The sequence below is a fragment of the Pseudomonas sp. Irchel s3a18 genome, assembly GCF_900187535.1.
Classification (GTDB): Bacteria; Pseudomonadota; Gammaproteobacteria; order Pseudomonadales; family Pseudomonadaceae; genus Aquipseudomonas.
The window spans coordinates 221529-248260 of the sequence record NZ_FYDV01000006.1 but is presented as its reverse complement, the minus strand read 5'-3'; the positions used below and the strand labels follow the sequence as shown (position 1 = coordinate 248260).

Genomic DNA, 26732 nt, shown 5'->3' with positions numbered 1-26732 from the left:
GGCTTGGATGATCGCCATTGCCATGCACCTTCAGAGAATCCGCATGCAAACTTTTTTTATCGCACCCACCGATTTCGGTGTGGGCCTGACCTCCATCAGCCTCGGTCTGGTGCGCACCCTTGAGCGAGCGGGACTTAAAGTCGGCTTCTTCAAGCCGATTGCCCAGCCCCACCCCGGCGACACCGGACCGGAACGCTCCACCGAACTGGTAGCCCGCACCCACGGCCTCAAGCCACCCCAACCGCTGGGCCTGGCCCATGTCGAGCGGATGCTCGGTGACGGTCAGCTCGATGAGCTGCTGGAAGAAATCATCACCCTGTACCAGCAGGCCGCTGTCGGCAAGGACGTCCTGATCGTCGAAGGCATGGTACCGACCCGCAGCGCCAGCTATGCCGCACGGGTCAACCTGCATTTGGCCAAGAGTCTGGATGCCGAGGTGATTCTGGTGTCGGCGCCAGAAAACGAAGTGCTTACCGAGCTGTCTGGCCGGGTCGAGTTGCAGGCGCAATTGTTCGGTGGCCCGAAAGACCCGAAAGTCCTGGGTGTGATCCTCAACAAGGTCAAAACCGAAGAAAGCATGGAGGCATTCGCCGCGCGCCTGAAAGAACACTCGCCGTTACTGCGCAGTGGCGATTTCCGCTTGCTCGGCTGCATTCCGTTCCAGCCGGAGCTCAACGCGCCACGCACTCGCGACGTCGCCGACCTGATGGGCGCCCAGGTGCTCAACGCCGGCGACTACGAAACCCGGCGCATGACCAAAATCATCATTTGCGCGCGCACCATGCGCAATACGGTGGAACTGCTCAAGCCCGGCGTACTGGTGGTGACGCCCGGCGACCGTGACGACATCATCCTGGCCGTCAGCCTGGCCGCCATCAACGGCGTGCCGCTGGCCGGCTTGCTGCTGACCAGTGACACCCTGCCCGACCCTCGGATCATGGACCTGTGCCGCGGCGCCTTGCAGGCAGGCTTGCCCGTACTGTCGGTCAGCACCGGCTCCTACGACACCGCCAATCAGTTGAACGGCCTGAACAAGGAAATCCCGATCGACGACCGCGAGCGCGCGGAGATCATCACCGATTTCGTCGCCAGCCACCTGGACGCTGACTGGCTGCACCAACGCTGTGGCACCCCGCGGGAAATGCGCCTGTCGCCCGCGGTGTTCCGCTATCAATTGATCCAGCGCGCCCAGACCGCCAACAAGCGCATCGTCCTGCCCGAAGGCAGCGAGCCGCTGACCGTGCAGGCGGCAGCCATTTGCCAGGCGCGCGGTATCGCTCGCTGCGTCTTGCTGGCCAAGCCTGAAGATGTACAGGCCGTCGCCCGTGCCCAGGGCATCGAGCTGCCTGAAGGCCTGGAGATTCTCGATCCGGACCTGATCCGCCAGCGCTACGTCGAACCGATGGTCGCACTGCGCAAGACCAAGAGCCTCAACGCGCCCATGGCCGAGCAGCAACTGGAAGACACCGTGGTGATCGGCACCATGATGCTGGCGCTCGATGAAGTCGACGGGCTGGTGTCCGGGGTCATTCACTCCACCGCCAATACCATTCGCCCGGCCCTGCAGCTGATTAAAACGGCGCCGGGCTGCACCCTGGTGTCGTCGGTGTTTTTCATGCTGTTCCCGGAGGAAGTACTGGTCTACGGCGACTGCATCATGAACCCTCATCCGAGCGCCAGCGAACTGGCCGAGATCGCCTTGCAAAGCGCCGACTCCGCCGCCGCCTTCGGCATCACGCCGCGGGTGGCCATGCTCAGCTATTCCAGCGGTGAGTCGGCCAGCGGCGAAGAGGTGGAAAAAGTCCGTGAAGCCACCTTGCTGGCCCATGAAGCGCAGAACTCGCTGTTGATCGACGGGCCCCTGCAATACGACGCCGCGGCCAACGAAACAGTGGCGCGGCAATTGGCGCCGAACAGCCAGGTGGCAGGCCGGGCAACAGTGTTCATTTTCCCGGACCTGAACACCGGCAACACCACCCACAAAGCCGTGCAACGCAGCGCCGACTGCGTCAGCCTTGGCCCCATGCTGCAAGGCCTGCGCAAACCGGTGAATGACTTGCCGCGCGGCGCCCAGGTCGACGACATCGTCTACACCATCGCCTTGACGGCGATTCAAGCCGCCAACCGACCTATGGATCTCTGAATGCTGGATTTTCTACCCGCAGCCGTACGGGGCGTGATCGCCTCGTTGCTACTGGCGCTGAACACCCTGTTGTTGTGCTCGTTTCTGTTCGGCGTCGCGCTCTTCAAGGTGTTGCCATTCGCCCTCACCCAACGCTTCAGCCACTGGCTGATGAACCATACCCACGAGGCCTGGATCAGCAACAACAAAGCCTGGATGAACCTGATCGGCCGTACCCGCTGGCATCTCAGCGGGCTTGAGGGCCTGGACTATCAGCATTCCTACCTGGTCACCAGCAACCACCAGAGCTGGGTCGATATCCTGGTGCTGCAGTACGTACTCAACCGCCGTATTCGCCCACTGAAATTCTTCCTCAAGCAGGAACTGATCTGGGTACCCGTGATTGGGGTGGCCTGGTGGGCGCTGGACTTCCCGTTCATGAAGCGTTATTCCAAGGCTTACCTGGACAAGCACCCGGAGAAGAAAGGCAAGGACCTGGAAACCACCCGCAAGACCTGCGCGAAATTTCGCAACAACCCGGTGGGCATATTCAACTTCGCCGAAGGCACACGCTTTACCCTGGGCAAGCACGCACAGCAGCAGTCACCGTTTCGCCACCTGCTCAAGCCAAAGGCCGGCGGCATTGCGTTTGTACTGGACGCCATGGGCGAACAGTTGGAGTCCATCGTCAACGTGACCATCCATTACCCGGCCGGTCGTCCTGGCTTCTGGGGCCTGTTATGCGGCAATGTGAAAGACGTGGTGGTGCATTTTCAGGAACTGCAGATCCCGGCGTCATTCATCGGCAAGAACTACGAGCAGGATGGTGAGTACCGCCTGCAGTTCCAGGGTTGGATCAACCAGTTGTGGCAGGACAAGGACGCGTTGCTTGAGCAAATGCACCGCGAGTATCCCGCGAAGTAAACAGGCGCCTGTACCGGCCTCTTCGCGGGCAAGCGAATGCGTCCGACCAGACACCAAAAAGCCCGCAGACGATCACTCGCCTGCGGGCTTTTACTTGCCGCTTGAAGCTGAAAGCTTATCGCGGCTCCTGCCTCAGATCGCGCCACGCTTGCGCAGCAGATCCAGCACCTGCTTGACGCTTTCTTCCAGCGACAGCGACTGGGTGTCGACCACAAGGTCGGCGTCCAGCGGCACGTCATACGGGAAAGAGTCGCCCGGAATGTTGTCGCCAGCGGCGGCATACAGACCTTGTGGATCGCGTTCGGCACAAACGGTCGGCGAAGCCTGTACATACACCGTCAGTAAACGATCACTGCCGATCAATGCCCTGGCCTGCTCGCGCCCTTCAGCATCGGGCGCAACGAACGCTGCCAGGGTCAGCAAACCAGCCTCGTTGAACTGACGCGCGACGTGAGCCGCTCGACGCCAGTTCTCGGTGCGTCCGGCGCGGTCCTGTGGCAGGCCTTTGTTCAGGTCATGGCGCAGGTTCTGGCCATCGAGCACAAACACTGCGCGCCCCATGTCGAACAGCTTGCGTTCAACTGCATAGGCCAAGGTACTTTTGCCGGCTCCCGACAAGCCGCTGAACAGGACGGTGGCCGGTTGTTGGCCGAAGCGCTGGGCACGCTCTTCGGTCGCTACATGAGCCAACTTGCCATGGTGCGTGCTACTGCCGTGAGCCAGAGGCTGGGCGACGATCATGCCGGCGCCCACCGTGCCATTGGTCAAGCGGTCGATGATGATGAACGCGCCGGTCGTGCGGTTGCTCTCGTAACCGTCGAGGGCAATCGGCGCGTCGAGCGCGATCTTGACCTTGCCGATTTCGTTCAGCTGCAACGCGCTGGCCGGGCCTTCTTCCAGGGTGTTCACGTCGACCTTGTTGACGATGCTGGCAATGGAACCTGGCACATAACTGGTGGCGCGCTTGATGTCGTACTTCTTGCCCGGCAGCATCGGCTCTTCAGCCATCCACACCAGCATCGCTTCGAAGTGGTCGGTGACCGGAGGCACACTGTCGGCATGCACCAACAGGTCACCACGGGAGATATCGATCTCGTCTTCCATGGTCAGGGTGACGGCCTGACCGGGACCGGCGTGCTCCAGCTCACCTTCGAAGGTGACGATGGATTTCACGCGGCTGCTCTTGCCCGAAGGCAGCACCACGACGTCGTCGCCCTTCTTGACGATGCCGCTGGCCAGGGTGCCGGCAAAACCACGGAAGTTCAGGTTCGGACGGTTGACGTACTGCACCGGGAAACGCAGGTCGGTGAAGTTACGATCACCCGCCACTTCCACGGTCTCGAGGATCTCCATCAGCGACTGGCCGGTGTACCACGGCGAGCGCTCGGACTTGTTCACCACGTTGTCGCCCTTGAGGGCCGACATCGGCACGAAGTGCATGGTGGCGGGCTTCATCTTCAGGCCTTCGGCAAACGCCAGGTAATCGGCCTTGATCGACTCGAACACACCTTGGTCGAAGTCCTTGAGGTCCATCTTGTTGATGGCCACGACGATGTGCTTGATGCCCAGCAGGGAGGCGATGAAGCTGTGGCGACGGGTCTGGGTCTGCACGCCATAACGGGCATCGACCAGGATGATCGCCAGGTCACAGGTGGAAGCACCGGTCGCCATGTTACGGGTGTACTGCTCATGGCCGGGGGTGTCGGCGATGATGAATTTGCGTTTGGCGGTGGAGAAATAGCGGTAGGCAACATCGATGGTGATGCCTTGCTCGCGCTCGGCCTGCAGGCCGTCGACCAGCAATGCCAGGTCGATATCATCGCCCGTAGTACCGACTTTTTTCGAGTCGCGGGTAATGGCTTCCAGATGGTCTTCGTAGATCATCTTGGAGTCGTGCAGCAGGCGCCCGATCAGGGTGCTCTTGCCGTCGTCGACGTTACCGCAGGTCAGAAAGCGCAGCAGCTCTTTGCGTTCGTGCTGGCCCAGGTAGGCGAGGATGTCCTCGCTGATCAAATCAGATTGATGGCTCATTGGGTTTAAGCTCCAAGCTGTAAGCTTCAAGCGGCAAGCTTGTCGGCGTACAGCTAGTCAGAAATTCTATTGATCAACCCGTTCAGCATTTTTGAAAGCTCACGGGTTTCTATAATCCAAACTGCTGCCAGAGGCTCAGCGACATACGCGATCTCACTGCCGATCATCAGCTGGGTTCGCAGCTCCCCACAGGAAGCCTTGGCGATCCTCAGAAAACGACATTTATCTCTAGCAGTGAAACGCTCCATACCTTCTGCAATATTGCTCGGGATAGAGAGCGCAGAGCGCGTAATCTGACTTTTGAATACAAGGTCAGGGCATGCAGCCATTTCCTTGTACACACTCACCGTCAACGCTTTTGCTCTTTGCCAAACCAAGAGTTTCTCGAAATCCATTTCGATCACCTGCTTTTGATTTGCTTGCAGCTTCTAACTTGCCGCTTGCAGCTTAAAAGTATCCTTGCCGTTTTTTGTCTTCCATGGAGCCGGCGCCATCGTGATCGATGACCCGGCCCTGGCGCTCGGAAGTTCGCGTCAGGAGCATTTCCTGAATGATGTCCGTAAGGCTTTCGGCCTCGGACTCCACCGCGCCCGTCAACGGGTAGCAACCAAGGGTACGGAAACGGACTTTCTTCTTGACGATGCGCGCTTTGTCTTCGTCGCTCAGGTGTTCGAGGATGCGCTCGTCGTCGATCATGATCAGTGTGCCGTTCTTCTCGATGACGTTACGCTCGGCGGCGAAGTACAGCGGGACGATCGGGATGCCTTCCAGGTAGATGTACTGCCAGATGTCCAGCTCGGTCCAGTTCGACAACGGGAATACGCGGATCGACTCGCCTTTGTTGACCTTGCCGTTGTAGACGTTCCAGAGTTCCGGACGCTGGTTTTTCGGGTCCCAGCGGTGCTTGCTGTCGCGGAACGAGTACACACGCTCTTTGGCGCGGGATTTCTCTTCATCGCGACGGGCGCCGCCAAAGGCTGCGTCGAAACCATGCTTGTCCAGGGCCTGCTTCAGGCCTTCGGTCTTCATGATATCGGTGTGCTTGGCACTGCCGTGGGTGAAGGGGTTGATGCCTTGCGCCACGCCTTCCGGGTTGACGTGGGTAATCAGGTCCAGGCCCAGCTCTTCGACCATCTTGTCGCGAAAGCTGTACATCTCCTGGAACTTCCATTGGGTGTCGACGTGCATCACCGGAAACGGCAGCTTGCCCGGGAAGAATGCCTTGCGTGCCAGGTGCAGCATCACGGCGGAGTCTTTACCGATGGAGTACAGCATCACCGGGTTGTCGAACTCGGCGGCCACCTCGCGGATGATGTGGATGCTTTCCGCCTCCAGCTGTTTCAGATGCGTCAGTTTGTCGACCATGGCTACTCACGAAAGCTTTCTTATGAACGGCCAGCGGGCCGTGTTCGAGCGAGGATCCTAGCACAGCGTCATCGTCTAATCAGGACGCCAACTAGATCGAAAGGGCATATGAATATGCCTGCGCGTTCTGGCGTCCGAGGCTCGCCCTCATCGTTGAATCGTGGTGTTCAGTGAAGCGCTGAACACCCTCAAATCGGATTCGGGCAATCAATGAAAATATGCTCCAGGGCGAACCGCCGCGCCAGGTATTCCCCCAGTGCCTGCACGCCATAGCGCTCGGTGGCGTGATGGCCGGCCGCGATAAAGCTGATGCCATTCTCGCGAGCGCTGTGGAAGGTTTGCTCGGACGCCTCGCCACTGAGGTACAAATCGACGCCGGCTTGCACCGCCTGGTCGATGTAGCCCTGGCCGCCGCCGGTGCACCAGCCCACACGCCGAATCATCTCGCGACCTTCGATCAGCAAGGGTTCACGGCCCATGACGTCCCGCACATGACGGGCGAAGTCGCGCGCGGTCATGGGTTCGGCCAGCGAGCCCACCAACCCGACCACCTTGAGGTTATCCGGGTCCAGCGGACCTTCCACGGTGATATCCAGTTGGCGAGCCAGTTGCACGTTGTTGCCCACATCCGGGTGCAAATCCAGCGGCAAGTGATAGGCCAACAGGCTGATATCGTGCTTGAGCAGGGTCTTGAGCCGGCGCTGCTTCATGCCGGTGATGCAGGGGTTCTCGCCCTTCCAGAAATAACCGTGGTGGACCAGCACCAGGTCGGCCTTGGCCTCGACTGCGGCATCGAGCAAGGCCTGGCTGGCCGTGACGCCGCTGACGATGCGCATGACCTGCGGCCGACCTTCGACTTGCAGGCCGTTGGGGCAATAATCGGAAATCTTCGAACTGCTGAGGTAGCGATCCGCTTCTTCTACCAGGGTGCTCAGGGCAACGGCCATAAAAGACTCCTAAATATCCCGTTCAGAGGCGCGCGCGGCCTCGTATAATGCGCAACATTATGGGCCGTGGTTGGCCCGTCGTAACCTCCCAGGATTTGTTCAATGCTCAAGGGTCTGCGTTTTTTTGGCTGGCCGCTGTTGGCCGGCGTGCTGATTGCGTTGCTGATTATCCAGCGTTACCCGCAATGGGTCGGGCTACCGAGCCAGGATGTGAATCTTCAGCAGGCCCCGCAAACGACTCTGAACCAACATGGACAGGTGTCCTACGCCGATGCGGTGGTCATCGCGGCACCCGCGGTGGTCAACCTCTACACCACCAAAGTGGTCAACAAGACCACTCACCCTCTGTTTGAAGACCCACAGTTCCGACGCTTCTTCGGTGACAACGCGCCCAAACAGAAACGCATGGAGTCGAGCCTCGGTTCCGGCGTGATCATGAGCCCGGAAGGCTATTTGCTGACCAACAACCACGTCACCTCCGGCGCCGACCAGATCGTGGTCGCACTCAAGGATGGTCGTGAAACCCTGGCTCGCGTCATCGGCAGCGATCCGGAAACCGACCTCGCGGTGCTGAAAATCGACTTGAAGCACCTGCCATCGATCACGGTCGGCCGCTCGGAAAGCATCCGGGTCGGCGACGTTGCGCTGGCCATCGGCAACCCGTTCGGCGTCGGCCAGACCGTGACCATGGGCATCATCAGCGCCACCGGGCGCAATCAGTTGGGCCTGAACAACTACGAAGACTTCATCCAGACCGATGCCGCGATCAACCCGGGCAACTCCGGCGGCGCGCTGGTGGATGCCAACGGCAACCTGACCGGCATCAACACGGCGATTTTCTCCAAGTCCGGCGGCTCACAAGGTATCGGCTTTGCGATTCCGATCAAGCTGGCCATGGAAGTGATGAAGTCGATCATCGAGCACGGCCAGGTGATTCGCGGCTGGCTGGGCATTGAAGTGCAACCCCTGAGCCAGGAATTGGCGGAGTCGTTTGGCCTGTCGGGGCGACCGGGCATTGTCGTTGCCGGGATTTTCCGTGATGGCCCGGCACAAAAAGCCGGCCTGCAATTGGGCGACGTGATCCTCAGCATCGATGGCGAACCCGCCGGTGATGGCCGTCGTTCGATGAACCAGGTGGCACGGATCAAGCCGACCGACAAGGTCAGTATCCAGGTCATCCGCAATGGCAAGGAACTTGAGCTGACTGCGGAAATCGGCCTGCGGCCCCCCCCAGCCCCGATCGCCAAAGAAGAGTAAGCATTGACCCGGCCATGCCGGGTTAAAAGCATGCACTCTCATCGGCAATGTTATATTGTTCCAATATCACTATTGGAACGATCTCATGCCGTCTCGAAAAACCGCTTCCCTGGCAGGCCTTGCACTCGGCCTGCTGGGGAATCCGGCACTTGCCGAAGAACCCCGCCCTCTGGAACTGGACGCCATCAGCGTCAGCTCCGAGTACGAGTCCGCCACAGGACCGGTCAAGGGCTATCGCGCGACTCGCTCTGCCAGTGCGACCAAAACCGACACGGCCATTCGTGATATCCCCCAGTCCATCAGCGTGATCCCCGCCAGCGTCCTCCAGGACCTGGGCAGCAACGACATCGAGCGGGCGCTGGAGTTTGCCGGCGGCGTCTCGAAACAGAACGATTTCGGCGGCCTGACGCTTTATGAGTACAGTGTGCGCGGCTTCACCACCTCGGAGTTCTACAAGGACGGTTTCGCCGCCAACCGCGGCTACCCAAGCACTCCAGATGCCGCCAATGTCGAACGCATCGAGGTACTCAAGGGGCCTGCCGCCAGCCTTTACGGGCGCGGCGATCCCGGCGGCACGGTCAACATCGTCACCAAGAAACCCCAGCCAGAAGCCTTCAGCACCTTGCAGACCCGCGCCGGCAGCTGGGATCGCTATCGCACTGCTCTGGACGTCAATACCCCCCTCGACCCTCAGGGCGAGGTGCTGTCGCGGATCAACCTGGCCGTCGAGGACAACCACAGCTTCCGCGATCACGTGGATAGCCAGCGTGTGTTCCTCGCGCCTTCGCTCAGTTGGCAGCTCAATCCCGACACCAACCTGCTGCTGGAAAGCGAAATCGTCCGCCACAGTTCAACCTTCGACCGCGGCATCGTGGCGCCGAACAACCGCTGGAGCGGGGTCAAGCGTTCGACCTTCCTCGGCGAACCCAATGACGGCAACATCGACAACCACAACAACCTGCTGCAGGCGACCCTCGACCATCACCTCAACGACACCTGGAAGCTACGCCTGGCCAGCCACTACAAGGACGGCAAGCTCTGGGGACATGCCTCGGAAACACGCCCCCTGAACGCCGACCTGCACACCGTCAACCGCCGCTACCGTGAGCGCGATACCCGGTGGCACGACAGCATCACCCAGCTCGAATTGCGGGGTCTGTTCGACATCGGCAGTTGGCAACACGAACTGTTGATCGGCAGCGAATACGAGAACCTGCGCAAGAACGAACGAGTGACCACCCTCGCTGGCGGCCCCTATGCGATCGACATCTACAACCCGGTTTATGGTCAGCCAAAACCAGACGGCAAACGCACGGGTCCGGACTTCTTCGAGCAGGTCGAAAGCCGAGCCCTCAACCTTCAGGACCAGATCGTATTCAGCGAACGCCTGCGCGGCATTCTGGGGGTGCGCCTGGAGCATTTCGAGCAAACCATCGACGATCAGGTACTCGGCAACCGCAGCCGGCAAGACCACGACGCCCTGACCCAACGCGCCGGCCTGCTCTATCAGCTGACACCACAGCACGGCCTGTTCGCCAACGCCTCGACCTCGTTCAAGCCGAACAACGGCCTGGACGCCGCGGGCAAGTCCTTTGCTCCGCAGGAAGGCGTCGGCTACGAGGTCGGCCTCAAGAGTGAGCTGTTCGAGGATCGCCTGAGCAGCACCCTCGCCGCCTTCCACATCGAAAAAGAAAACGTCCTGGCCCTCGATCCGGCCACCGATACCTACCGGGCAATGGGCAAGGCCCGCAGCCAGGGTTTCGATCTGCAGGTGAGCGGACAACTCTCGGAGGCCGTACGGCTGATCGGTGCCCTGGCGTACATCGATGCCGAGGTGACCCAAGGCGATCCGGTCATTCCCACTGGCAGCCGGATTCTCGGGGTGGCCAAGCGCAGCGGTAGCCTGTTGGCTGTCTACCAGTTTCAAGACGGCGCATTGCGTGGCTCGGACATCGGTGCCGCCTACACCTATGTCGGTGATCGCTCGGGCGAAGCCGGTAGCGACTTCGAACTGCCGGCTTACCAGACCGTCGACCTGCTGGCCCATTACCAGGCCAGCGACCGCGTCACGTTGGGGCTGAACCTGAACAACCTCTTTGATGAACGGTACTACGAGCGCTCTTACAGCAACTACTGGGTCAACCCCGGCGAGCCGCGCAACTTCACCGTCAGCCTGACACTCAATCTGTAAAAGGGAATCACCATGCAACACGCTAAATCACTGGTCCTGCTGGGGCTGATCGGCGCACTGCTCAGCGCTCAGGTCTCGGCTCATGGCCTGTGGACCGAACAACGCCGTGGCAACATCGAAGTCATCTACGGTCACGGTGCCGAGGACAATGCTTTCAAGGCCCTGAAAGTCAGCGGCGCCTGGGCGTATGACATCACCGGAAAAATGATTCCCGTCACCGTACAGCGCCTGGTGGATCACGCCCGCCTGCAGCCGCTCAAACCGCCGGCGGTGTTGGCCGTGGCGCTGGACAACGGCATGTGGTCGCAGACGGCGGACAAAAAGTGGGTCAACGAAGGACGCAGCAAAGTGCCGGGGGCGGTCGAGTCGACCCAGACGTTCAAGTACAGCCTGGCGATCTATCAGCCGGGGGCGAAGTTGCCCGCGCTTGATCAACTGAAGCTGCTGATCTTGCCAGAGGTTGATCCGCTGACGGTGGGGCCTGGTCGATCATTACCGGTGCGCGTGCTACTGGACGGCAAACCGGCCGCTGGGGTGAAGCTGATCGGCGACTACCGCAATGCACCGAACACCCTGAGTACCGAAACCGACAAGGATGGCCGGGCACAGGTGCTGGTGCGAAATGAAGGGTTGAATGTGATAGCGGCGCAGGTGGAAGTCCAGCTCAAAGACAATCCGGATGTGGCGACGCGCGGCGTGTTCAGCTCACTGACGTTCCTGGGCGAACCGCATCACGAGTAGCACACCCGCCCTTGCTCGCGATGAGGTCACTCATGATTGTTCCACGCCCTGCGTGGGAATGCCGCCATGGACGCTGCGCGCCCATTGTGACGTGGAGCGTCACGGGAAGCTCCCACGCAAGCGCGCGGGAACGATCCGTCATAGCGATCTACAGGTCCTCGAGCGCGTCGATCAACGCCTGGTTCTGCTCTGGCGTGCCGATGGTAATGCGCAGGAACTGGGCGATCCGCTCTTGCTTGAAGTGACGAACGATCACGCCCTGCTCGCGCAACTTCGCCGCCAGGCCAGCAGCGTCGTGCCGAGGATGGCGGGCGAAAATGAAGTTCGCCGCCGACGGCAGCACGTCAAAGCCCTTCTCCTGCAGTTGCGCAACCACCTGCTCGCGACTGTCGATCACCCGTCGACAGGTCTTGTCGAAGTACTCGCGATCATCAAAGGCAGCGGCCGCGCCGACGATCGCCAGGCGATCCAGCGGATACGAGTTGAAGCTGTTCTTGATCCGCTCCAGCGCCTCGATCAGGTCCGGATGCCCCACCGCCAGGCCCACACGCAAACCCGCCAGCGAGCGTGATTTGGACAGGGTCTGGGTCACCAGCAGGTTCGGGTAGCGATCGACCAGACTGATCGCGGTTTCACCGCCGAAGTCGATGTAGGCTTCATCGACCACGACCACCGAATCCGGGCTGACCTTGAGAATCTGCTCCACGGCGTCCAGCGCCAGCAGGCAACCGGTCGGTGCATTCGGGTTGGGGAAGATGATCCCGCCGTTGGGCCTGGCGTAGTCCGCCGGATTGATCTGGAACTGCTCGTCCAACGGCACCGCGTCGAATTTGATGCCGTACAACCCACAGTAGACCGGGTAGAAGCTGTAGCTGATGTCCGGGAACAGCAGCGGCTGATCGTGTTGCAGCAACCCGTGGAAGATGTGCGCCAGGACTTCATCGGAACCGTTGCCGAGGAATACCTGATTGCCCTGCACGCCGTAGTACCTGGCCACGGCCTGCTTGAGCAGGTCGCTGTTGGGGTCCGGGTACAGGCGCAGCGTGTCGTTGAGCTCGGTCTGCATCGCCGCCAGTGCCTTGGGGGATGGACCGTAGGGGTTTTCGTTGGTGTTGAGCTTGACCAGTTTCGCCAGCTTCGGCTGTTCGCCCGGCACATAGGGCACCAGATCCTTGACGAACGAACTCCAGAATTTACTCATGTTCAGTTTCCTTCTTTGTCGTCAACGATGCGGTATTCGGCGCTGCGGGCGTGGGCCGTCAGCGATTCGCCACGGGCCAGCACGGAAGCCGTCTTGCCCAGTTCCGAAGCGCCTGCCTCGGAGCAGAAGATGATCGACGAACGCTTCTGGAAGTCATACACCCCCAGCGGCGAAGAGAAACGCGCGGTGCCAGAGGTCGGCAACACGTGGTTGGGGCCGGCGCAGTAGTCGCCCAAGGCTTCGCTGGTGTGGCGCCCCATGAAGATCGCCCCGGCGTGGCGAATCTGCGGCAGCCAGGCTTGAGGATCGGCGACCGACAGTTCGAGGTGCTCCGGCGCAATGCGATTGGCCACCTCGATGGCTTGCTGCATGTCACGCACCTGGATCAGCGCACCACGGCCATTGATCGAGGTTTCGATGATCTGGGCACGCTCCATGGTCGGCAACAGCCTGGCGATGCTCGCCGCCACCTGGTCGAGGAACCCGGCATCGGGGCTGACCAGAATCGCCTGGGCGTCTTCGTCGTGCTCGGCCTGGGAGAACAGGTCCATCGCAATCCAGTCAGGATCGGTCTGGCCGTCGCATACCACGAGGATTTCAGACGGACCGGCAATCATGTCGATGCCCACCTGGCCAAACACATGACGCTTGGCAGTGGCCACATAGATGTTGCCAGGGCCGACGACCTTGTCGACCTTCGGCACGCTTTCGGTGCCGTAGGCCAGCGCCGCCACGGCTTGCGCGCCGCCAATGGTGAACACCCGGTCGACGCCCGCGATGCACGCCGCCGCCAGCACCAGTTCGTTGACCTCACCACGCGGTGTCGGCACCACCATGACCACTTCGGTCACGCCGGCCACCTTGGCCGGAATCGCGTTCATCAGCACCGAGGACGGATAGGACGCCTTGCCGCCAGGCACGTACAGGCCGGCGCGGTCCAGTGGCGTGACCTTCTGGCCCAGTACCGTGCCGTCGGCTTCGGTGTAGGTCCAGGAGTCCTGCTTTTGTTTTTCGTGGTAGCTGCGCACCCGGGCGGCGGCTTTTTCCAGGGCTTCGCGCTGGGGCACGGTAATGCGGGTCAGTGCCAGCTCCAGACGTTCGCGTGGCAGGATCAGGTCCGCCATCGAGGCAACCTGCAGGCCATCGAACTTCTGGGTGAACTCAACCAGCGCGGCATCGCCACGCTCACGCACCGCCTTGATGATGTCCAGCACTCGCTGATTGACCGAGTCGTCAGACACACTTTCCCAGCTCAGCAGATGATCCAGATGATGCGCGAAATCCGGGTCAGCAGCGTTGAGTCGGCGAATTGCAGTCGGTGCGGTCATAGCGAGAGCCTCATAGGATTGGCAAAAACTCAGGCGCCCTAACTTAGCCGTCGTTTCCGCTTGGGCACCTGAGAATTCTGGCTATGAGGCGGATAGACGGGCGCAACTTAACGTCGCGCAGGTGAATCAGCCGCGGTGTCGAGACTCCACTGCCTTGCGCAGGGTGTCGATCAACGCCTGGATTCGGGCGTGCTGCATTTTCATCGAAGCTTTGTTGACGATCAGCCGGGAGCTGATGGCCGCAATGAAATCCTGTGGCTCCAGGCCATTGGCCCGCAGCGTGTTACCGGTATCGACCACGTCGATGATCTTGTCCGCCAGACCAATCAACGGCGCCAGCTCCATCGAGCCGTAAAGCTTGATGATGTCGACCTGACGGCCCTGCTCGGCATAGTAACGCTTGGCAACATTGACGAATTTGGTGGCAATACGCAGACGGCCCTTGGGCTCGATCGCGCCAACTTTACCGGCAGTCATCAACTTGCACTGGGCGATCTGCAGGTCCAGTGGCTCGTACAGGCCCTGGCCGCCGTATTCCATCAGCACATCTTTACCGGCGACGCCCAGGTCAGCGGCACCATGCTCGACGTAGGTCGGCACATCGGTGGCACGCACGATCAACAAGCGCACGTCGGCCTGGGTCGTGGGGATGATCAGCTTGCGGCTCTTGTCCGGATTCTCGGTCGGCACAATGCCCGCTTCAGCCAGAAGCGGCAGGGTGTCGTCGAGGATGCGGCCCTTGGACAGTGCGATGGTCAACATGGGAAACGTCAGTCCTTATCAGGCAACGATGCCCGGTCGCAAACGGCGCCGGACACAGGCCGAGCCTGAAACAGGCTCGACTTCAATCAATCTGTGGGCACTTCCCTGTGCCCTTGACGCAGGGACTAGCCCGGTACGCGGCGGATCTTCGCGCCGAGCATCTGCAACTTCTCTTCGATGCACTCGTAGCCACGGTCAATGTGGTAGATGCGATCGATCAGGGTGTCGCCTTCGGCGATCAGTGCCGAAATCACCAGGCTGGCCGAAGCCCGCAGGTCGGTAGCCATTACTGGCGCGCCCTTGAGTTTTTCGATACCGGTGACAATGGCGGTGTTGCCTTCGACCTGGATGTGAGCACCCATGCGATGCAGTTCGTAGACGTGCATGAAGCGGTTTTCGAAGATCGTCTCGATCACCGCGCCAGTGCCTTCGGCAATCGCGTTGAGGGAGATGAACTGCGCCTGCATGTCAGTCGGGAATGCCGGGTAGGGAGCCGTACGCACGTTAACAGCTTTTGGCCGCTTGCCGTGCATGTTCAGCTCGATCCAGTCTTCGCCGGTGGTGACTTCAGCACCCGACTCACGAAGCTTTTCCAGAACGGCTTCCAGAATGGTCGGATCCGTGTCCTTGACCTTCACGCGACCGCCAGTCACGGCAGCGGCGACCAGGTACGTACCGGTTTCAATACGGTCCGGCATGACTTTGTAGACCGCCGAGTGCAAGCGCGGTACGCCGTCGATGGTGATGGTGTCGGTGCCGGCACCCTGGACCTTGGCGCCCATGGCGTTGAGGAAGTTCGCCAGGTCGACGACTTCAGGCTCGCGAGCGGCGTTTGCCAGAACGCTGCGACCGTTGGCCAGAGCGGCCGCCATCATGATGTTCTCGGTACCGGTCACGCTGACGGTATCGAAGAAGAAGTGTGCACCACGCAAGCCGCCTTCCGGTGCCTTGGCCTTGATGTAGCCGCCTTCGACGTCGATGGTCGCGCCCATGGCTTCAAGGCCACGGATGTGCAGGTCGACCGGACGCGAACCGATGGCGCAACCGCCAGGCAGGGCAACTTCGGCTTCACCGAAACGCGCAACCATAGGGCCCAGCACCAGGATCGAGGCACGCATGGTTTTCACCAGTTCGTACGGTGCGATCAGGGTCTTGATGGTGCGCGGGTCGATTTCGACGCTGAGCTTCTCGTCGATCACAGGCTCAATGCCCATGCGACCGAACAGTTCGATCATGGTGGTGATGTCGTGCAGGTGCGGCAGGTTGGCGACCGTCACCGGGCCGTCACACAGCAGCGTTGCCGCCAGAATCGGCAGGGCAGAGTTCTTTGCCCCGGAGATGCGGATTTCGCCATCAAGACGAACGCCGCCGGTAATAATCAATTTATCCATAAGAATCTCGACGCCCTTGGGCTCAGGTGCGCTCGGCCCAGGCCGCGCTGCTGAAAAATTTCATAGTGACCGCGTGGATGCTGCCATCAGCGATCCATGGGTTCAAATGGGCATAGATGCTCTGTTGACGCTTGACCGGGCTCAAAGCCACCAGTTCATCGCTAATCACGTTCAGCTGAAAGTTGCAGCCTTCGCCCTCAACTTCTACCTGTACGGATAAAAGAGTCTCGGACAGCTTTCCCTCAAGGAAGCTCTTCACTTCGTTGGCCTGCATGCTCAACCTCAATCGGCGCCCTGTGCGCACGGGTCGGACATCATACAAAAAAGCCCCGCGCCTGCGAACCCCGCATGGCAGGACTCTGACGGGGGGCCTTTTTATAGATGTTAGTTAAGGGTGCGCCAAAATCCCGGTCAAACCAGAGACCTGAGCGATTTCACGCATGTCATCCGGCAATGCACGGACACTCACTGCCTTGCCACCGGCTGCCGCGTCGCGCATGAAAGCCATCAGCAACGACAAACCGACGCTGCTGGACTTCTCCACGCCCGAGCAATCCAGCACCACGGCTGGCGAGGTACTGGACTTGATCAAGGCCTGGCCCTGCTTGCGCAGTTCCGGGCCGGTGCGGTAATCGAGTACGCCACTGAGCATCAGCTCACCGGCGTCCCCCATACGGACGGCCGACTCACTCATTGCGCTTGCTTCTCGGCGGTCTGTTCAGTGTTTGCCTTGGCTTTGGCGACTTCACCGGCCCAACCATTGATGGTCTTGTCCAGGTCGTTGCCATTGCGCTGCATCGCGTCGGCGAACTGGTCACGGAACAGTTTGCCAATATTGATGCCGTTGATGATCACGTTGCGCAGCTTCCACTCGCCATTGATCTTCTCGAGTGTGTAGGACACAGGATAGATCGAGCCATTGCTACCCTTGACGGTCATGCCAACGCTGGTGCGGTTACCCGACTCATCCTTGGCTGGCTCGACGACGATGCCCTGGTTGTTGTACTCGAGCAAAGCGTTGCCATAGAACTGGAACAGGCCGGTCTTGAAGTTCTCTTCAAAGGTCTTCATCTGCGCAGGCGTGGCCTTGCGCGAGTACTTGACCGTCATGATGCTCTTGGAAATGCCCTCGGCATCCACCACGGGCCCGACAATGCTGTTCAACGCAGCATAAAAGTCCTTCGGATCCTGCCTGTACTTCTCTTTGTTGGTCGCAAGGTCTGCGAGCAACCGGTTGGTCGTATCCTGTACCAGCTCGTGCGCCGAAGGCGCAGCCACGGCGTTAGCCATCAGCGGCAAGGCCGCGAGCAAGACAAACAGGCTACGTCGCAAAGTAGAGATCATGGAAAAACTCCTCATTTGGCGTCTTTACTAACGGTATTGAGCAAGAATTTACCGATCAGGTCCTCGAGCACCAGCGCCGACTGCGTGTCATGGATGGTCTGGCCATCCTTGAGCAGACTCTCTTCACCGCCAACGCTGATACCGATGTACTTCTCGCCCAGCAAACCGGCGGTGAGGATGGATGCCGTGGAGTCAGACGGCAGATTATCTACACGTTTCTCCAGCTCCAACGTCACTCGACCGGTGAAGCTGTCGCGGTCCAGATCGATTGCCGTGACCTTGCCGATGGTCACACCGGCCATGGTCACTTTGGATCTGACCGTCAAACCGGCGATATTGTCGAAATAGGCATAAAGTTTATAGCTGTCGGTGCTCGAAACAGGGGACAGTCCACTGACCCGCAGGGCAAGCAGCAGTAAAGCCAGGATGCCAGCCAGCAAGAAAAGGCCGACACCGATTTCCAGGGTGCGGTTTTGCATCAGAAATCTCCAAACATCAAGGCGGTCAAAATAAAGTCCAGGCCGAGGATAGCCAATGAGGCATACACCACGGTCTTGGTGGTGGCACGACTGATCCCTTCCGAGGTGGGGTCACAGTCATAGCCTTGGAATACGGCGATCCAGGTCACGACAAAGGCAAAGACCATGCTTTTGATAATGCCGTTGAGCACGTCACCATTGAACGTCACGCTGTTTTGCATGTTCGACCAGTAGGAGCCTTCATACACACCCAGCCAGTCTACCGCCACCCAGGAGCCGCCCCAGATTCCGACCACGCTGAAAATCATCGCCAGCAGTGGCAGGGAGATGAAGCCCGCCCACAGGCGGGGGGCAATGATGTACTTGAGCGGATCGACACCGATCATTTCCAGGCTGGACAGTTGCTCGGTGGACTTCATGTTGCCGATTTCCGCGGTCAACGCGGAGCCCGCGCGCCCAGCGAACAGCAATGCCGTGACCACCGGCCCCAACTCGCGCAGCAGGGTCAGCGCCACCATCTGCCCGACCGCCTGCTCCGAGCCGTAGCTGGACAGAATGTTGAAGCCCTGCAGCGCCAGCACCATGCCGATGAAAATCCCGGAGACCACGATGATCACCAGGGACATGACGCCGACCGAATGCAACTGCTTGACCAGCAGGCTGAAACCGCTGCCCACGCTGCCGCGCCCGAGCAATGCGTGAAACAGGAACAGCGATGAACGACCCAGGACCGCGACGCTGTCGATGCCGGCCTGGCCGAATCGACGAACTCTTTCTATTAGTGAAATCTTGCGCATCAGCGCTTCCCCAGAAGATCTGCGCGGTAATCCGTCGCTGGAAAGTGGAACGGTACCGGCCCGTCCGGATCACCTTTCATGAATTGGCGAATTCTCGGATTATCGGAATCCATCAGCTCGGCGGGAGTGCCCTGCCCCAGCACTTGCCCATCACCGACGACATACAGATAGTCGGCAATGCTCGCGGTTTCGGCCAGGTCATGGGAAACCACGATGCTGGTAATACCCAGGGCGTCGTTGAGCAGACGGATCAGGCGTACCAGTACGCCCATGGCGATAGGGTCCTGGCCGACAAACGGTTCGTCGTACATGAGAATGCGCGGATCCAGGGCAATGGCGCGGGCGAGCGCCACACGACGCTTCATGCCACCGGACAGCTCATCGGGCATCAACTCGATTGCGCCACGCAAGCCCACTGCCTCCAGCTTCATCAATACGATGTCGCGGATCATTTCTTCCGGCAGTTGGGTATGAATACGCAACGGGAATGCGACGTTCTCGAACACATCAAGGTCGGTGAACAGCGCACCGCTCTGGAACAGCACGCCCATGTGCTTGCGCGCATCGAACAGATCGCTGCGCGACAGCTGGGGCAAATTCTGCCCGTTGACCCACACTTCGCCACCGGAAGGACGCAACTGCGCGCCCATCAGGCGCAACAGCGTGGTTTTCCCGCAGCCGGAAGGTCCCATGATGCCGGTAACCTTGCCGCGTGGAATGCGAATATCGACATTGTTGAAAATGCTACGCGCGCCGCGCTTGAAGGACACTCCCTTCAGCTCGACCGCGTAGGCGTTATCGGCACTCATCTAAACTCCTTGCGATGCAAGCCTCTCACTCGGACGCTGCGATCTCTGGCGAGAGCACATACTGCCCGGGCAGGCCGAACTGGCGACGAACTATATCACTGCCCGCCCTTGGCGCCCAAGGACGAAGACCGCTGCATTCAGCTCCAATTAAGGTTGATAGCCGCTAATCAGAGAGTTCCCGTGACTCAGACCGCAGAAAGCATGACGAACTAACGTGAGCGAATGGCCCATTACCGCTATAATCGCCACCTTTTCACCAGCTAAACGAATTCAGACATGAGCCAGTCCAGCGACCTGATTCAATCGGCACAACGTACCATCCGCCTCGAGCTTGAAGCCGTAAAAGGCTTGCTGCCCCATATCGACGCTGATTTCGTACGCGCGTGCGAGTTGATTCTGGCCGGCAAGGGGCGCGTGGTAGTGGTCGGCATGGGTAAATCCGGGCATATCGGCAGTAAAATTGCCGCGACCCTGGCCAGCACCGGCACCACGGCATTCTTCGTACACCCGGCCGAAGCCAGTCACGGCGACATGGGCATGATCACGCGCGACGACATCATTCTCGCGCTGTCCAACTCCGGCTCCACCAACGAAATCATCACGTTGCTGCCACTGATCAAGCGCCTGGGCATACAGCTGATCAGCCTGACCGGCAATCCTGACTCGCCCTTGGCCAAGGCCGCCGAGGTCAACCTCAATGTCCACGTCGAACATGAGGCCTGCCCGCTGAACCTGGCGCCAACCTCATCGACGACTGCCGCCCTGGTCATGGGCGACGCGCTGGCGGTTGCCCTGCTGGAAGCCCGCGGCTTTACGGCGGAAGACTTCGCTTTTTCGCACCCCGGTGGAGCATTGGGCCGCCGCCTGCTGCTCAAGGTGGAAAGTGTCATGCACGCCGGGGACGATTTGCCCTGCGTCGTGCGCGGCACCCCGCTCAAAGACGCATTGATGGAAATGACCCGCAAAGGCCTGGGCATGACCGCGGTACTGGAAGATGACGGAAAACTGGCCGGGATATTCACCGACGGCGACCTGCGCCGCACCCTGGATCGCAACATCGACATCCACAACACCACCATCGACGCCGTCATGACCCCTCACGGCAAGACTGCCCGCGCCGACATGCTGGCCGCCCAAGCCCTGAAAATCATGGAAGACAACAGAATCAACGCACTGGTAGTGGTGGACAAGGAGGATCGCCCCGTCGGCGCCTTCAACCTGTCCGACCTGCTGCGCGCGGGAGTCATGTAATGAACAACGACCTGCTGCAACGCGGCAAAAACATCAAACTGGCCGTGTTCGACGTCGATGGCGTCCTGACCGATGGCCGCCTGTACTTCCTCGAAGACGGCAGCGAATTCAAGTCGTTCAATACCCTCGACGGCCAGGGCATCAAAATGTTGATGGCCACGGGTGTAACAACGGCCATAATCAGTGGTCGTAAGACCCCGGTCGTCGAGAAGCGCGCAAAAAACCTCGGGATTCCCCACCTGTATCAGGGGCGCGAGGACAAACTGGTCGTACTCGACAGCCTTCTCGCGCAGCTGGGCCTAAGCTATGAGCAGGTTGCCTATCTGGGTGACGACCTGCCGGACCTGCCAGTGATTCGCCGTGTCGGCCTGGGCATGGCCGTCGCCAACGCTGCAAGTTTCGTTCGTGAGCACGCCCACGGCACTACCCTTGCCCGCGGAGGCGAAGGTGCAGCACGCGAATTTTGCGAATTGATTCTACGCGCCCAAGGCAACCTTGAAGCCGCCAACGCCGCGTACCTGTGAGCTACTTATGCTGAGCAAAAAGTTTCGCAACATATTATTTTTCGGGGCCATTGCCGCACTGCTCGCGGCTGTTGGCTATTGGAACATCAGTCCAGAACGTTTTCTCGACAAGCCCGTGACGGTGGTCAACGAGAGCGAGATCGACTTCTATGCAACCAACGCCCATAGCGTGCAGTACCTGCCCGACGGCAAGTTGCAGTACGAAATGACGTCCGACAAGGTTGAGCACGTCAAGGCCAGCGATGTGACCCTGGTGACCAAGCCGGACCTGCAGCTGTATCGCGGCACCGAGTTCCCCTGGCACGTCCAGAGTGAGCGTGGCGAGGTCAACCCTGGCGGCACCGAAGTCGAACTGATCGACTCGGTACGCATTGCGCGCACCGACGAAAAGGACCGCGCGATGATCATTACCAGCAGCCGCATGACCGTATTCCCGCAGCAGCAATATGCGCAGACCCAGCAAGCCGTTAGAATCGACGGTGCTGGCGGTGTATCGACGGGGACCGGCATGAAAGCGTATTTGAAAGAAAGCAGGATACACCTGCTATCGAACGTAAGAGGACAGTATGAGGCTCGTTAAAACCCTCCCTATTTTGCTCAGTCTGGGCGCAGCACTGGGAAGCGTGAGCGCCTGGGCTCTGCCGAACGATAGAGATCAACCTATCCGCATTCAGGCCGACGACGCACAGCTGGACGACAAGAATGGCATCGCCACCTACAAAGGTGACGTGATCATCACCCAGGGCACGATGAAGGTCACCGGCAACACCGTGACCATCACTCGCACAGCGGCTGGCGATATCGACGTCGTGACCTCGGTGGGCAACCTGGCCTACTTCGAGCAGATGCAAACTGCCGGCGACACCAAGCCTGTCCAAGGCTATGGGGTGACTATCCAGTACCACGCTTCGCAAGACCGCGTAGTACTGATCGATCGCGCCAAAGTCGTCGATAAGGATGGCAACATCACCCAAGGCGAGAAAATCGTCTACGACACCAACAAAAAGCTCGCCAGCGCCGGTCGCGCGACGGGTAGCAAGGTCACCGAACAACGCCCGCGCATCGACATGGTGATTCAGCCTAAAAAGAAAACCGACGAGCAAAAGGCCCCTTAAATGGCAACTCTGAAAGCCCAGCATCTGGCCAAGAGCTACAAGAGCCGCCAGGTCGTGCGTGACGTCAGCCTGTCCATCGACAGCGGCCAGATTGTCGGTTTGCTAGGCCCGAACGGCGCTGGCAAGACCACCTGTTTCTACATGATCGTGGGCCTGGTCCAGGCCGACCAGGGACGCGTGCTGATCGATGACCTGGACGTCAGCCACCAACCCATGCACGGTCGTGCACGGGCAGGTATCGGCTATCTTCCGCAAGAAGCGTCGATCTTCCGCAAACTGTCAGTCGCCGACAACATCATGGCCATTCTCGAAACCCGCAAGGAACTCGACAAGGCCGGTCGCCGCAAAGAGCTGGAAAGCCTGCTTCAGGAATTCCACATCAACCATATCCGTGAAAACCTGGGCATGAGCCTTTCCGGCGGTGAACGTCGCCGCGTGGAAATCGCGCGCGCGCTGGCCACGGCACCGAAATTCATCCTGCTCGACGAACCCTTCGCCGGCGTGGACCCGATCTCGGTAGGTGACATCAAGCAGATCATCCACCACCTCAAGGCCAAGGGCATTGGTGTACTGATCACGGACCACAACGTCCGCGAAACCCTCGACATCTGCGAAACCGCCTACATCGTCAACGACGGCCAACTGATCGCCGAAGGCGACGCCGAAACCATCCTGGCCAACGAATTGGTCAAGGAAGTGTATCTGGGCCATGAGTTCCGCCTCTAAGCGCTGAGGCGCCTGAGAGTTGCCGGGGCGTAATGTCAATGCGGCCGTGAATGTTTTTATTGTCTCGACACTCTAGGCAAACACTTCAGTTTCAGGCATATAATTTGCTTATGTTTGGCGCTTCGGCGCCCTGTAGTGGATGGCGCATGTGCGCCGGCGAATAAGGTGTTAAGCCCCTGCCATGAAACCATCGCTAGTCTTGAGAATGGGCCAGCAGCTGACGATGACACCGCAGCTGCAACAGGCCATCCGCCTGCTCCAATTGTCGACCCTGGACCTGCAACAGGAAATCCAGGAAGCATTGGAATCCAATCCAATGCTCGAACGTCAGGAAGACGGCGACGACTTCGATAACGCCGATCCAATGGCGGACAACATCGAGCAGAAACCCAACACCGAGATCCAGGAACCCTCCTACCAGGAAACCGCCCCCACGGTGGACAACCTTGAAGAGGGTGAATGGAACGAACGCATTCCCAACGAACTCCCCGTCGACACCGCCTGGGAAGACGTTTACCAGACCAGCGCCAGCAGCCTGCCCAGCAACGATGACGACGAGTGGGACTTCACCACCCGTACATCAGCTGGCGAGAGCCTGCAGAGCCACCTGCTCTGGCAGTTGAACCTGGCACCGATGTCCGACACCGATCGTCTGATCGCCGTCACGCTGATCGACTGCATCAACAATCAGGGCTACCTGGACGAAAGCCTCGAAGAGATTCTCGAGGCCTTCGACCCGGAACTGGACATCGAACTGGACGAAATCGAAGCCGTCCTGCACCGCATCCAGCAATTCGAACCTGCCGGCATCGGCGCCCGCAACCTGGGCGAGTGCCTGCTGCTGCAATTGCGCCAGTTGCCGGTCAAGACCCCTTGGCTGGCCGAAGCCAAACGCCTGGTCACCGACTACATCGACTTGCTCGGCAGCCGCGACTACAGCCAGCTGATGCGCCGCATGAAGCTCAAGGAAGACGAACTGCGCCAGGTCATCGAACTGGTACAGAGCCTCAATCCGCGCCCGGGCTCGCAAATCGAGTCCAGCGAAGCCGAGTACGTGGTGCCCGACGTCATCGTACGCAAGGACAACGAACGCTGGCTGGTGGAGCTCAACCAGGAATCGGTGCCGCGCCTGCGCGTCAACCCACAGTACGCCGGCTTCGTCCGCCGTGCCGACACCAGCGCCGACAACACCTTCATGCGCAACCAGTTGCAGGAGGCCCGCTGGTTCATCAAGAGCCTGCAAAGCCGCAACGAAACCCTGATGAAAGTTGCCACCCAGATCGTCGAGCACCAGCGCGGTTTTCTCGAGTATGGCGACGAGGCGATGAAGCCGCTGGTCCTGCACGACATCGCGGAAGCCGTCGGCATGCACGAGTCGACCATTTCACGGGTGACCACGCAAAAATTCATGCATACCCCACGCGGTATTTATGAACTGAAATACTTTTTCTCCAGTCACGTCAGCACCTCCGAAGGCGGTGAATGCTCGTCCACAGCGATTCGCGCGATCATCAAAAAACTGGTTGCCGCGGAAAATCAGAAAAAGCCGTTGAGTGACAGCAAGATCGCTGGTTTACTGGAGGCACAAGGCATTCAGGTAGCCCGCCGCACCGTCGCCAAGTACCGCGAGTCCCTCGGGATCGCGCCTTCGAGCGAACGCAAGCGATTGATGTAACGGGCCACGCCACCGCGTTCCAGGGTGTATTCGATTTTTCGGAAACATCCTAGTGGCAGGCAACTCAGCCTGCCACCTTATGCACTGGCAACGAAGGAGAAGCTGTATGCAAGTCAACATCAGTGGACACCAACTGGAAGTGACCGAACCTCTGCGCACCTACATCGGCGAAAAACTCGACCGATTGGAGCGGCATTTCGACAAGATCACCAACGTGCAGGTCACGATGAATGTCGAGAAGCTGTTGCAGAAAATCGAAGCCACGCTGCATATTCCCGGCGGAGAAGTGGTTGCCAATGCCGAGCACACGGACATGTATGCCGCCATCGACCTGCTGACCGACAAGCTGGATCGCCAACTCAAAAAGCATAAGGAAAAGACCCAGAGCCTCCTTCAGGGCGCGACCGGTCGTTAACACCCCAAACCCATGATCCGACTTGAAAGCATCCTGACCCCCGGCCGTTCCCTGGTGAACGTGCCGGGCGGCAGTAAAAAACGCGCCCTTGAACAGATTGCCAACCTGATCGCCCGGGAAGTCCCGGAGCTGGAGATGCAGGATGTCTTCGAGAGCCTGATTGCCCGTGAAAAACTCGGCTCGACCGGTTTTGGCAACGGCATCGCTATTCCCCACTGCCGTCTCAAAGGTTGCGAGTCGCCCATCAGCGCCTTGATGCACCTGGACGCGCCTATTGATTTCGACGCTATCGACGGCGCACCGGTCGACCTGCTGTTTGTCCTGCTGGTCCCCCAGGCAGCTACCGATGCGCACCTGGAACTGCTACGCCAGATCGCCAGCATGCTCGACCGCAAGGAAGTCCGCGACCGTTTGCGCAGCGCCACCAGCAGCGAAGCCTTGTATCAGGTTGTCCTGGACGAGCAGAACGGTCACTAACCATGCGCCTGATCATCGTCAGCGGCCGCTCCGGCTCCGGTAAAAGCACAGCCCTCGATGTACTGGAGGACAACGGCTATTACTGCATTGACAACCTGCCAGCCGGCCTGCTGCCGGAACTGGCCGAACGTGCCCTGATCCACAACGAATTGACCCAGCCACTGGTGGCGGTGTCCATCGACGCGCGTAACTTGCCCAGCCACTTGACGCGCTTCCCCGAGCTGTTGGAAGAAGTCCGCGCCCGGCACATAAAATGCGACGTACTGTATCTGGACGCCGACGAAGAGACCCTGCTCAAGCGCTTCTCGGAAACCCGCCGTCGCCATCCGCTGAGCAGCGCCAATCGCTCGCTGGCCGAAGCCATTCAGGATGAGACCACCCTGCTGGGGCCGATAGCCGATCTGGCGGACCTCAAGGTCAATACGACCAACCTGAACCTCTACCAGCTTCGTGACACCATCAAGCTGCGCCTGCTGAACCAGCCCGAGCCAGGCACCGCCTTCCTGGTGGAGTCTTTCGGGTTCAAGCGTGGCATGCCGGTCGATGCCGACCTGGTATTCGATGTGCGCTGCCTGCCCAACCCTTACTGGAAACCAGAACTGCGCGAACAATCCGGGCTGGATCAACCGGTCGCCGAATACCTGGCTGCCCAGCCGGATGTTGAGGAAATGTTCCAGGACATTTCCAGCTACCTGCTCAAATGGCTACCCCGCTTTGCGGCAAGTAATCGCGCCTACGTCACTATTGGCATTGGCTGTACCGGTGGGCATCACCGCTCCGTCTACCTGACCGAGCGCCTGGGTCAACTCCTGCAAAAAACCTTGAAGAACGTCCAGGTTCGCCACCGCGACCTTAGCTAA

28 protein-coding genes are annotated in these 26732 nt (G+C 59.8%); 14 read left to right on the top strand and 14 right to left on the bottom strand.

The window, feature by feature from the left end; translation table 11 throughout:
• The first annotated feature begins 43 nt into the window (after positions 1-43).
• Complete coding sequence (gene pta / locus CKW29_RS11565) at positions 44-2143, top strand: phosphate acetyltransferase (protein WP_095148534.1); 2100 nt, start codon at positions 44-46, stop codon at positions 2141-2143.
• Positions 2144-3046, top strand: a complete 903-nt coding sequence (locus CKW29_RS11560; protein WP_095148512.1) for an acyltransferase — start codon at positions 2144-2146, stop codon at positions 3044-3046. It abuts the gene before it with no gap.
• Between the two features lie 132 nt (positions 3047-3178).
• Here the strand turns inward: CKW29_RS11560 and cysN are convergent, their stop codons facing one another.
• The 4 genes from cysN to CKW29_RS11540 form a co-directional block, all read right to left on the bottom strand.
• A complete protein-coding gene (gene cysN, locus CKW29_RS11555; protein WP_095148511.1) occupies positions 3179-5077 on the bottom strand; it encodes a sulfate adenylyltransferase subunit CysN in 1899 nt (632 codons plus the stop codon).
• A 53-nt stretch (positions 5078-5130) separates the two neighbouring features.
• The gene (locus CKW29_RS11550; RefSeq protein WP_095148510.1) at positions 5131-5472 is read right to left on the bottom strand and encodes a four helix bundle protein; all 342 of its coding nucleotides are present in this window, start codon (positions 5470-5472) and stop codon (positions 5131-5133) included.
• Between the two features lie 52 nt (positions 5473-5524).
• The gene (gene cysD, locus CKW29_RS11545) at positions 5525-6442 is read right to left on the bottom strand and encodes a sulfate adenylyltransferase subunit CysD (protein WP_095144976.1); all 918 of its coding nucleotides are present in this window, start codon (positions 6440-6442) and stop codon (positions 5525-5527) included.
• Between the two features lie 188 nt (positions 6443-6630).
• Positions 6631-7389, bottom strand: coding sequence for a Nif3-like dinuclear metal center hexameric protein (locus tag CKW29_RS11540; protein ID WP_095144977.1), 759 nt, complete (start codon positions 7387-7389; stop codon positions 6631-6633).
• A 102-nt stretch (positions 7390-7491) separates the two neighbouring features.
• Here CKW29_RS11540 and algW point away from each other — a divergent pair, with 102 nt between their 5' ends.
• The 3 genes from algW to CKW29_RS11525 all read left to right on the top strand — a co-directional run bounded on the left by algW (position 7492) and on the right by CKW29_RS11525 (position 11578).
• Positions 7492-8646 (top strand): Do family serine endopeptidase AlgW, encoded by a 1155-nt coding sequence (gene algW, locus CKW29_RS11535; RefSeq protein ID WP_095144978.1) that lies wholly within the window; start codon positions 7492-7494, stop codon positions 8644-8646.
• Positions 8647-8731: 85 nt separating this feature from the next.
• Positions 8732-10837, top strand: coding sequence for a TonB-dependent siderophore receptor (locus CKW29_RS11530; protein ID WP_095148509.1), 2106 nt, complete (start codon positions 8732-8734; stop codon positions 10835-10837).
• Between the two features lie 12 nt (positions 10838-10849).
• On the top strand, positions 10850-11578 hold the full coding sequence (locus tag CKW29_RS11525) for a DUF4198 domain-containing protein (RefSeq protein ID WP_095148508.1): 729 nt from the start codon (positions 10850-10852) through the stop codon (positions 11576-11578).
• A gap of 148 nt (positions 11579-11726) precedes the next feature.
• Here CKW29_RS11525 and hisC read toward each other — a convergent pair whose 3' ends face one another.
• The 10 genes from hisC to CKW29_RS11475 all read right to left on the bottom strand — a co-directional run bounded on the left by hisC (position 11727) and on the right by CKW29_RS11475 (position 19689).
• On the bottom strand, positions 11727-12779 hold the full coding sequence (hisC, locus tag CKW29_RS11520; protein ID WP_095148507.1) for a histidinol-phosphate transaminase: 1053 nt from the start codon (positions 12777-12779) through the stop codon (positions 11727-11729).
• 2 nt (positions 12780-12781) lie between these two features.
• Complete coding sequence (gene hisD / locus CKW29_RS11515; RefSeq protein WP_095144982.1) at positions 12782-14107, bottom strand: histidinol dehydrogenase; 1326 nt, start codon at positions 14105-14107, stop codon at positions 12782-12784.
• 126 nt (positions 14108-14233) lie between these two features.
• A complete protein-coding gene (hisG, locus tag CKW29_RS11510; protein WP_095144983.1) occupies positions 14234-14869 on the bottom strand; it encodes an ATP phosphoribosyltransferase in 636 nt (211 codons plus the stop codon).
• Positions 14870-14994: 125 nt separating this feature from the next.
• Positions 14995-16260, bottom strand: a complete 1266-nt coding sequence (gene murA / locus CKW29_RS11505) for a UDP-N-acetylglucosamine 1-carboxyvinyltransferase (RefSeq protein ID WP_095144984.1) — start codon at positions 16258-16260, stop codon at positions 14995-14997.
• A gap of 22 nt (positions 16261-16282) precedes the next feature.
• The gene (locus CKW29_RS11500) at positions 16283-16534 is read right to left on the bottom strand and encodes a BolA family protein (RefSeq protein WP_095077854.1); all 252 of its coding nucleotides are present in this window, start codon (positions 16532-16534) and stop codon (positions 16283-16285) included.
• Positions 16535-16648: 114 nt separating this feature from the next.
• Positions 16649-16954 carry a lipid asymmetry maintenance protein MlaB gene (locus tag CKW29_RS11495; protein ID WP_095144985.1) on the bottom strand — a complete coding sequence of 102 codons (306 nt, stop codon included), beginning with the start codon at positions 16952-16954 and terminating at the stop codon, positions 16649-16651.
• Entirely contained in the window at positions 16951-17604 is a 654-nt protein-coding gene (locus CKW29_RS11490; protein ID WP_095144986.1) for a phospholipid-binding protein MlaC, read from the bottom strand. Before CKW29_RS11490 ends, CKW29_RS11495 begins: the two co-directional genes overlap by 4 nt.
• Positions 17605-17615: 11 nt before the next feature.
• The gene (gene mlaD / locus CKW29_RS11485) at positions 17616-18083 is read right to left on the bottom strand and encodes an outer membrane lipid asymmetry maintenance protein MlaD (RefSeq protein ID WP_095144987.1); all 468 of its coding nucleotides are present in this window, start codon (positions 18081-18083) and stop codon (positions 17616-17618) included.
• Positions 18083-18880, bottom strand: coding sequence for a lipid asymmetry maintenance ABC transporter permease subunit MlaE (mlaE, locus tag CKW29_RS11480; RefSeq protein ID WP_095144988.1), 798 nt, complete (start codon positions 18878-18880; stop codon positions 18083-18085). Before mlaE ends, mlaD begins: the two co-directional genes overlap by 1 nt.
• Positions 18880-19689 (bottom strand): ATP-binding cassette domain-containing protein, encoded by an 810-nt coding sequence (locus tag CKW29_RS11475; RefSeq protein ID WP_095144989.1) that lies wholly within the window; start codon positions 19687-19689, stop codon positions 18880-18882. Before CKW29_RS11475 ends, mlaE begins: the two co-directional genes overlap by 1 nt.
• A 276-nt stretch (positions 19690-19965) precedes the next feature.
• Between CKW29_RS11475 and CKW29_RS11470 the strand changes: the two genes are divergently transcribed.
• From CKW29_RS11470 to rapZ, 9 genes are all read left to right on the top strand, one after another.
• Entirely contained in the window at positions 19966-20940 is a 975-nt protein-coding gene (locus CKW29_RS11470) for a KpsF/GutQ family sugar-phosphate isomerase (RefSeq protein ID WP_095148506.1), read from the top strand.
• Positions 20940-21464, top strand: coding sequence for an HAD family hydrolase (locus CKW29_RS11465; protein WP_095148505.1), 525 nt, complete (start codon positions 20940-20942; stop codon positions 21462-21464). Before CKW29_RS11470 ends, CKW29_RS11465 begins: the two co-directional genes overlap by 1 nt.
• Before the next feature lie 7 nt (positions 21465-21471).
• Entirely contained in the window at positions 21472-22044 is a 573-nt protein-coding gene (lptC, locus tag CKW29_RS11460) for an LPS export ABC transporter periplasmic protein LptC (RefSeq protein WP_095144992.1), read from the top strand.
• Positions 22031-22579: a lipopolysaccharide transport periplasmic protein LptA gene (gene lptA / locus CKW29_RS11455; RefSeq protein WP_095148504.1), complete on the top strand. Its 549-nt coding sequence runs from the start codon at positions 22031-22033 to the stop codon at positions 22577-22579. Before lptC ends, lptA begins: the two co-directional genes overlap by 14 nt.
• Positions 22580-23305, top strand: coding sequence for an LPS export ABC transporter ATP-binding protein (gene lptB, locus CKW29_RS11450; protein ID WP_095144994.1), 726 nt, complete (start codon positions 22580-22582; stop codon positions 23303-23305).
• 181 nt (positions 23306-23486) lie between these two features.
• Complete coding sequence (locus CKW29_RS11445; protein ID WP_095148503.1) at positions 23487-24980, top strand: RNA polymerase factor sigma-54; 1494 nt, start codon at positions 23487-23489, stop codon at positions 24978-24980.
• A 106-nt stretch (positions 24981-25086) separates the two neighbouring features.
• Positions 25087-25395 carry a ribosome hibernation-promoting factor, HPF/YfiA family gene (hpf, locus tag CKW29_RS11440; protein WP_003178005.1) on the top strand — a complete coding sequence of 103 codons (309 nt, stop codon included), beginning with the start codon at positions 25087-25089 and terminating at the stop codon, positions 25393-25395.
• Positions 25396-25407: 12 nt separating this feature from the next.
• Positions 25408-25872 (top strand): PTS IIA-like nitrogen regulatory protein PtsN, encoded by a 465-nt coding sequence (ptsN, locus tag CKW29_RS11435; protein WP_095077879.1) that lies wholly within the window; start codon positions 25408-25410, stop codon positions 25870-25872.
• Between the two features lie 2 nt (positions 25873-25874).
• Complete coding sequence (gene rapZ / locus CKW29_RS11430) at positions 25875-26732, top strand: RNase adapter RapZ (protein WP_095144996.1); 858 nt, start codon at positions 25875-25877, stop codon at positions 26730-26732.